The organism is Butyrivibrio sp. (genome assembly GCF_024699075.1).
In genome coordinates this window covers 1-7,665 of record NZ_JAILQF010000196.1, presented here as the reverse complement: position 1 = coordinate 7,665, position 7,665 = coordinate 1, and the positions used below count along the sequence as shown (strand labels likewise).

Below are 7,665 nucleotides of genomic sequence, written 5' to 3'. Positions count from 1 at the left end.
TGAATGAGACACGGGGGATTCGAACCCCCGACAACTTGATTAAAAGTCAAGTGCTCTACCACCTGAGCTAGTATCCCATGTCAATATCTGCTGCCTACACATTTCCTGGCAACCTTTATTATGTAGCCAAAACTGGGCTAGCGGGATTCGAACCCACGAATGCAGCAGTCAAAGTGCTGTGCCTTACCGCTTGGCTATAGCCCAAAGTGTGTAACCAAGCTTACACTTAATAAAAACAGGGTGGATAGTGGGACTCGAACCCACGGTCTCCAGAACCACAATCTGGCGCGCTAACCAACTGCGCCATAGCCACCATGCTTCATACAAGAAGTTCGAGGACTCTTGTATGAAATAAATGTGTCCGAAGGGATTCGAACCCCCGACCCACGGCTTAGAAGGCCGTTGCTCTATCCAGCTGAGCTACGGGCACATGCTGCATAAAAACTTTAAAGCTATATGCAAGAGCAGGTGATGGGAATCGAACCCACCTATCCAGCTTGGAAGGCTGGTGTTCTACCAATGAACTACACCTGCATGGTAAAACTTTGCGTTACAACTCAGATGATCGAGTCGGGGTGACAGGATTCGAACCTGCGGCCTCCTGGTCCCAAACCAGGCGCTCTAGCCAAGCTGAGCCACACCCCGTTCTTTTGTTTCGGTGGAACTCATCAGCGCCGCAACGCAAGTGCTATTATATATCAGTTTTTGAAAACTTGTCAACACACTTTTTAAAAAAATTTTTACTCGTTCAATTATGAACATTATATCGCATTTAAATCAGATTTGCGATATTGTTTTTATACAGTGATTGACATGCGCGCTCACAATAATATAAAATGTTTTCTATGCGGATATGGCGGAATTGGCAGACGCGCAGGATTTAGGTTCCTGTACCGTAAGGTGTAAGGGTTCAAGTCCCTCTATCCGCACGCTGGTATCAAGCTGTTTTGGTCCTGTCTATTACAGACAGGGCCATTTTTATTGCCATATCTGAATATTAATCTTTAGCAAGTTCTTTAGACAGAAGTTCTTCCATTGCTCTTAGCGCTTTTCCTCTGTGACTAATTGAATTTTTTTCCTCAGGAGTAAGCTGAGCTGATGTTTTTGAAAACTTTGGAAGGAAGAATATAGGATCATATCCAAAACCATTTTCACCGGCTATCTCGTGCCCTATAATGCCCTCCATTGTCTCCTGGCATGTAAGTACCCTCTTATCAGGAAGAACGGCTGATACGGCGCATACAAAGCGTGCAGAGCGTTTGTCATCCGGAACATCCTTAAGTCTTTCAAGGATCTTTGCATTTTTTTCAGGATATGGTGTGTCCTTACCCATATAACGGGCAGAATATATTCCGGGTTCACCAGAAAGTGCATCTATTTCAAGACCTGAGTCATCAGCAAGTACGATAGAATCTGTATCTCCTTTCTGAATAAGCACATCTGCGATTGCAGATGCTTTGATCACTGAATTTTCTTTAAAAGAAGTACCGTTTTCTTCTATATCTTCAAAGACTCCGGCTTCCTTCATAGATACTATTTCCATGCCAAAATGCCCCATTATCTGTCTGATCTCACGCATTTTGTCCTTATTACCTGTTGCAAAAACTATTCTCATTTAATTTCAATATGATCCGGACTTCTAAAGCCGGATCAATCCTTTCTCCCGGTATTTGCGGGCTTGTAACTTATAGCAATAAATTGCATTTTATTGCTATTTATTGTCATTTATTGTTATTTATGCCTTGATATTTATGTCTTTTTATTTATGTCTTTTTATCTTATATCAGCATAAGCATACATGACCGCTTTATAAATGCCATTTGCAATGCTGTCCTGGTAGCTGTGATCTAAAGATGCTTGTGAGTCGTCTTCTGCCTTTGTATAAGCCTCCGGAATAGTCACAAGGACAGATGGCATATCAATAACCGTCATCAGCTCATACGGGCGTTCTGACAGGGAATAGGCCGATATACTGTCTATGTGTCCCTTGCCTGCAACCTCATAGGATATATCAGCAAGGACCTGACCTGCAAAACTGTCATTTCCATAATTTCTAAGATACAGACTGTCATTATAATAAACCGCTGTGTCTGTATCACAATCTATGCATATCACAAGATCAGGAGCAAGTTCCTTTACGAAAGCTTCTTTGTCTATAAGGTCTATTTCATTTGAATCAGTTCTTGAAAGATATACTTTTACGCCATCTTTTTCCAGTTTATCTTTAATAGCAAGAGCTTCATAAAGCGCTGTATCGTTTTCTCCTGTATCCTCCAAAGAATTAAGTACAGGATCTATAACTACTAACCTGTCATACATTTCATGAGGATTTACAAAAGAGACAGACAAGGTTCCATTATCAAGTGTACTTGTATATTCATATATACCATCAAGCTGGAATTCAAGACTGGATGCGCCATCACTTAAAGGAACGCACAGACAGCCAGTAACATTGCCCGGTGTAGTAACAGATGATGCTGTAGTATAAAAACCATCACTATCTGCTATGCTTATAGCAAGCTGGCAGCAAGTCACACGATTTTCTATGACTATGTCTTCCGAATTGGTTCCTTCTGGAAGAGAGAACTTTATGCAGTCTCCATCTGTTGTCAATGGAAGCTTAAAACTCTCTCCTTTAAGCTCATTATCATCACTTCTTTGAGAAGCATCGCTTACAAGTGCAGTATCTGCAAGTACCACACTTCTTGTATTTAGAAATACGAACATAACCAAAAGTGCAAGAAATGAAAAGACCGCAGCTATTATGGCAGTCTTTTTCATAAGAGCCTCATAACGCTCATTGCACCTTTGCTCTTTTAGTATGGCAAGCTCCCCCGCCCCACACTCAGCGTCTTTTTCCATGTCCTCAGTCATTGGTTCTATCCTTTCTGCGTGGTGGCTTAGCCCCCATGTACTGGTAGAAATATGTCTTAAGCATTCCGTTATATATCTTGCGGTTCTTGTCAGCCTTTTTGCCTATTGCATCCTGAGCCTCCTCGTAGGAAGTGATCATGTACATAGACCAGTCATCAAGAGCTTTATAACGCTGTCCAAGAGTCCTGTAAAGTCCGTAAAGCTCGGATTTATCACCAATTCTTTCACCATAAGGCGGATTGGTTATTATAAAGCCATACTTCTTCCTGTGTGAAAGCTGTGCAACATCTCTTGTCTGGAAGTGGATAAGATCCCCAACTCCAGCCTTGTCAGCATTGATCCTTGCAATCTCTATGACCTCAGGATCAATATCATATCCCTGAATATCTGTTACAACGTTAAGATCAACCTCTTCTTCACATTCTGTTCTGACATCAGCCCAGTTCTTTGCACTTATAAGATGGGTCCATTTCTCTGCATTAAAAGATCTGTTGACTCCTGGAGCTATATTTGCAGCTATCATTGCTGCCTCGATCGGTATAGTTCCCGATCCGCAGAACGGATCGATAAGTATCCTGTCTGCATGCCATGGAGTGAGCATAATAAGAGCAGCTGCAAGATTCTCAGCAATAGGAGCCTGAGATTCAAGCCTTCTATAACCTCTTTTGTGAAGAGATACACCTGTAGAATCCAGTGCTACTGTAACTTCGTCCTTATAAATAAATACCCTTATAGGGAACTCCAGGCCATCTTCCGGGAATATGGAAGTGTTATAAGCTTCTTTCATCCCTTCAACCATAGCCTTTTTCATAACTCTTTGAATATCACTTGGGGAAAAGAGTGTGCTCTTGACTGTAGAAGCCTTGGTAACCCAGAATTTTCCGTCTTTTGGAATAAATTCAGAAAGAGGAAGAGCTTTGGTTCCCTGGAACAGTTCTTCATAAGTGGTCGCAGTAAATGATCCGATCTTTATAAGGATCCTCTCAGCTGTTCTTAAGCATATATTCGCTCTGCATACAGCATCAGCATCTCCCTGAAAAGATACTCTGCCATCAGCGACTTCCGTAATATCATAGCCAAGATCGATGATCTCTCTTTTTAGTACAGCCTCAAGTCCCATGTGACAAGGTGCTATTAGTTCATAATACTTCATAAATAAGATTCCTTTTTATTGAATTGCATTTGCGCTTTAAGACGAAAAAACATTCAGTCTTAAATATCTTTGATACAAGTATCAAAAGTACCTTTTAACTCTTACATCATTTATTTTTTATTTCGCAATATTCATTTTAACATATCATTTTTGAAAGTAATAGAAAGAAAAGCTCCGGAGTGCTTTATAACACTTCGGAGCTGTATATATAAAACCCTCACATACTTTAATTGATCTTGCCGACTGTTCCTCCCGGAAATATCTGCCCGTCTACTACCACCTGCTCTATAACTGTAGTACGCGGTGAATCGATAAGAGAGATAAGGCGTTTTGCGGCAAGGCATCCAAGCTTTTCAGTATCCTGATGAAGAGTGGTAAGAGGCGGATGCATACGCATAGCAATCGGGATTCCATCAAATCCCGCAATAGAGATATCTACTCCAGGTGAAAGTCCCATCATATGAATAGCACCAATTCCTCCAATAGCAGCAAAATCATCCGGATAAAGAATACAGGTTGGCGGATCCTTGAGCTTTAAAAGCTGCTCTGTACAGGAAAAAGCCATCGCTGTATTACGATAATCTCCTTCAATGACATATTCTTCAGGGACATCTATTCCAAAACTCTCACAGGTTTTATAAAAGCTTGATAAGCGGCTCTGTGTAACTGATGAATAAGCGCCATGAATATAAGCTATCTTCCTGTGTCCCTGAGAATAGCAGTAAGTAACCAGATCCTTCATTCCTTTAATATTGTTGGAAATAATAGCAATACGGTTATCGAATACGTGGTCAATCGTAACTACAGGGATGTTGCCCCTTATAAGCTCTTCAACCTTAGGATCATAGAAATTAACGCAGGCTATGACGACTCCGTCAAAACCTCTGTACTGGACATGCTCCAGGTAACTTCTTGTCTGCTCCCCGCCTGCCTTGCTATTAATAAACGTAATATCGTAACCCGATGCCTCAGCCGTCCTTTTAAAGGAGTCAAGCACATGAGCAAAATAATCATGGGTAAGACCTGACATGGCATCATCAACAAACAGGACTCCCAGGTTATAGGATCTGCTTGTCTTTAAGGCTTTAGCCGCTGCATTGGGAAAATATCCCATATCAGCAGCAATTGATCTTATCTTCTGCTTGGTTTCATCACTGATATCGCCACGATCATTTAATGCTTTTGATACGGTCGCTATCGAAACTCCGCAAGCATCAGATATGTCTTTCATAGAAATCTTTCGACTCATAACCACCTCAATACTAGGTAAAACCGATTGCTTAATCGTTTTCGTAATTTTAATTATAATCGGTTTTTAATATGTTTTCAATTTCTTTTTTGGATATACAAACTTTTCGGTATATTTGCCAAAATCTCAAATTATTTATGTTGAATATTTCAGTCTGCAATTCTTGAATTCCAAATCCCCCTAACTTATAATGAAAGGGTATCTTAAACGTTTTCGAAACATTAAATAATGCGAATGTAGTCCTTGTAAATATTTTCGAAACGTAAACTATTGCGAATATAGTTCCTTGTAAATATTTTCAGCTCACATTACGCGCAAACCAAAGAGGGGGTCCTATGAAATACGGGCATTTTGACGATGACAACAGAGAATATGTCATCACCACTCCTAAAACTCCACTTCCGTGGATCAATTATTTAGGAAACCAGGAGTTTTTTTCTCTAATTTCAAACACCTGCGGAGGTTATTCCTTCTGTAAGGATGCAAAGCTCCTGCGTATAACACGTTACCGTTACAACAACATTCCTTATGATAATAACGGCAAATATTTTTACATCAAAGATGGAGACACTATCTGGAATCCAGGCTGGCAGCCTACAAAGACCGCCCTTGATGAATACGAATGCCGTCATGGTCTTGGTTATTCAAAATTCAAAGGTGTCAAAAATAATGTTGAGGCCAATGTCCTTACTTTTGTACCTATGAATGACAGATGTGAAGTATCACGCATCAGCATTAAGAATAACACATCTTCTGCAAAAGAGCTCAAACTTTTTTCATATGTTGAGTGGTGTTTGTGGAATGCAGATGATGATGAAAGAAACTTCCAGAGGAATCTTTCAACAGGAGAAGTTGAAGTTGTAGACTCTTCCATCTTCCACAAGACAGAGTACAGAGAAAGACGTAATCATTTTGCTGTATATTCAGTAAATACCAAGGTTGACGGCTTTGATACATCAAGAGAGAGCTTCCTTGGACCTTACAACGGAAATGACACACCGGATGTAGTTACAAACGGCGAGTGCACAAATTCTGTTGCAAGCGGCTGGTCACCTGTTGCTGTCCACCAGCTCAATGTAACACTTGACCCTGGTGAAGAGAAGAGCTTTATATTCGTACTTGGCTTTATAGAAAATGATGACAATGACAAGTGGGAAGCTCCTAATGTCATCAAAAAGGATCTTGCCTGGGAAATGCTTGACCGCTATAAAACAGATGAGCAGGTAGAGAAAGCTTTCTCTGTTTTATGTGATTACTGGTCAAATCTCCTTTCCAAGTACCATGTAAAGAGCTCAAATGATAAGGTAGACCGCATGGTCAATATCTGGAACCAGTATCAGTGCATGGTTACATTTAACATGTCACGTTCTGCTTCCTACTATGAATCCGGCATAGGCCGCGGAATGGGATTTAGAGATTCATGCCAGGATCTCCTTGGATTTGTACATCTTATTCCTGACAGAGCAAGAGCACGTATTATTGATATTGCTTCTACCCAGTTCGAAGACGGAAGCGCATATCACCAGTATCAGCCTCTTACCAAGAAAGGTAATGCAGATATAGGATCCGGCTTTAATGATGATCCTCTCTGGCTCATAGCCGGTACAAGCGCATATATTAGAGAGACAGGCGATGATTCAATACTTGATGAGATGGTACCTTTTGATAACGACGAAAGCAAAGCCACTCCTCTTATGAACCACTTAAAGAGATCTTTTGATTATATCGTTAATCATAAAGGACCTCACAAACTTCCTCTTATAGGACGTGCTGACTGGAACGACTGTCTTAACCTCAACTGTTTCTCAGCTCATCCGGGAGAATCCTTCCAGACCTTTGGTCCTTCAGAAGGACCTGTTGCAGAATCCGTCTTCATCGCAGGTATGTTCGTAAAATACGGCGAAGAATACGCTCAGCTTTGCGAGCTAAAAGGCGATAGCAAGGAAGCAGAATATGCAAGAGCTCAGGTAAAAGAAATGTACGATGCTGTTCTTAAAGACGGTTGGGACGGCGAATGGTTCATCAGGGCATATGATGCATACTCACACAAGATAGGTTCAAAAGAATGTGAAGAAGGCCAGATCTTCATCGAGCCTCAGGGCTTCTGCGTACTTGCAGGAATCGGTGTTGAGGAAGGTCTTGCCAAGAAAGCAATGGACTCTGTAAAAGAAAAGCTTGATACCAAATACGGAATCATGATCCTTCAGCCGGCATATACCAAGTATCACTTAGAGCTTGGAGAAGTCAGCTCCTATCCACCGGGATATAAAGAAAATGCAGGTATCTTCTGCCACAACAATCCTTGGGTTTCAATCGCAGAGACTGTTCTTGGAGATGGCAACAGAGCATTCGAGATCTACCAAAAGACATGTCCTGCCTATATTGAAGA

5 protein-coding genes and 7 tRNA genes are annotated in these 7,665 nt (G+C 41.1%); 2 read left to right on the top strand and 10 right to left on the bottom strand.

The window, feature by feature from the left end; genetic code table 11:
• Positions 1 to 4: 4 nt before the first annotated feature.
• The 6 genes from K6G87_RS07795 to K6G87_RS07770 all read right to left on the bottom strand — a co-directional run bounded on the left by K6G87_RS07795 (position 5) and on the right by K6G87_RS07770 (position 645).
• Positions 5 to 77: transfer RNA gene (locus K6G87_RS07795), tRNA-Lys, on the bottom strand.
• A gap of 55 nt (positions 78 to 132) precedes the next feature.
• Positions 133 to 204 (bottom strand) — tRNA-Gln (locus K6G87_RS07790).
• Between the two features lie 35 nt (positions 205 to 239).
• Positions 240 to 313, bottom strand: a tRNA-His gene (locus K6G87_RS07785).
• A gap of 42 nt (positions 314 to 355) precedes the next feature.
• A tRNA-Arg gene (locus K6G87_RS07780) sits at positions 356 to 431 on the bottom strand.
• Between the two features lie 32 nt (positions 432 to 463).
• Positions 464 to 534 (bottom strand) — tRNA-Gly (locus K6G87_RS07775).
• Positions 535 to 570: 36 nt separating this feature from the next.
• Positions 571 to 645 (bottom strand) — tRNA-Pro (locus tag K6G87_RS07770).
• Positions 646 to 847: 202 nt separating this feature from the next.
• Here K6G87_RS07770 and K6G87_RS07765 point away from each other — a divergent pair.
• Positions 848 to 929, top strand: a tRNA-Leu gene (locus tag K6G87_RS07765).
• 68 nt (positions 930 to 997) lie between these two features.
• Here K6G87_RS07765 and rdgB read toward each other — a convergent pair.
• The 4 genes from rdgB to K6G87_RS07745 all read right to left on the bottom strand — a co-directional run bounded on the left by rdgB (position 998) and on the right by K6G87_RS07745 (position 5,276).
• The gene (gene rdgB / locus K6G87_RS07760) at positions 998 to 1,615 is read right to left on the bottom strand and encodes an RdgB/HAM1 family non-canonical purine NTP pyrophosphatase (protein ID WP_296835585.1); all 618 of its coding nucleotides are present in this window, start codon (positions 1,613 to 1,615) and stop codon (positions 998 to 1,000) included.
• Between the two features lie 158 nt (positions 1,616 to 1,773).
• Entirely contained in the window at positions 1,774 to 2,874 is a 1,101-nt protein-coding gene (locus tag K6G87_RS07755) for an N-acetylmuramoyl-L-alanine amidase (protein ID WP_296835583.1), read from the bottom strand.
• Entirely contained in the window at positions 2,867 to 4,027 is a 1,161-nt protein-coding gene (locus tag K6G87_RS07750) for a THUMP domain-containing class I SAM-dependent RNA methyltransferase (protein WP_296835580.1), read from the bottom strand. The genes K6G87_RS07755 and K6G87_RS07750 overlap by 8 nt, the downstream gene beginning before the upstream one ends.
• A 226-nt stretch (positions 4,028 to 4,253) precedes the next feature.
• The gene (locus K6G87_RS07745; protein WP_296835579.1) at positions 4,254 to 5,276 is read right to left on the bottom strand and encodes a LacI family DNA-binding transcriptional regulator; all 1,023 of its coding nucleotides are present in this window, start codon (positions 5,274 to 5,276) and stop codon (positions 4,254 to 4,256) included.
• A gap of 335 nt (positions 5,277 to 5,611) precedes the next feature.
• Between K6G87_RS07745 and K6G87_RS07740 the strand changes: the two genes are divergently transcribed.
• Positions 5,612 to 7,665 (top strand): GH36-type glycosyl hydrolase domain-containing protein (locus K6G87_RS07740; protein ID WP_296835577.1); only part of this gene is annotated, 2,054 nt, incomplete at its 3' end.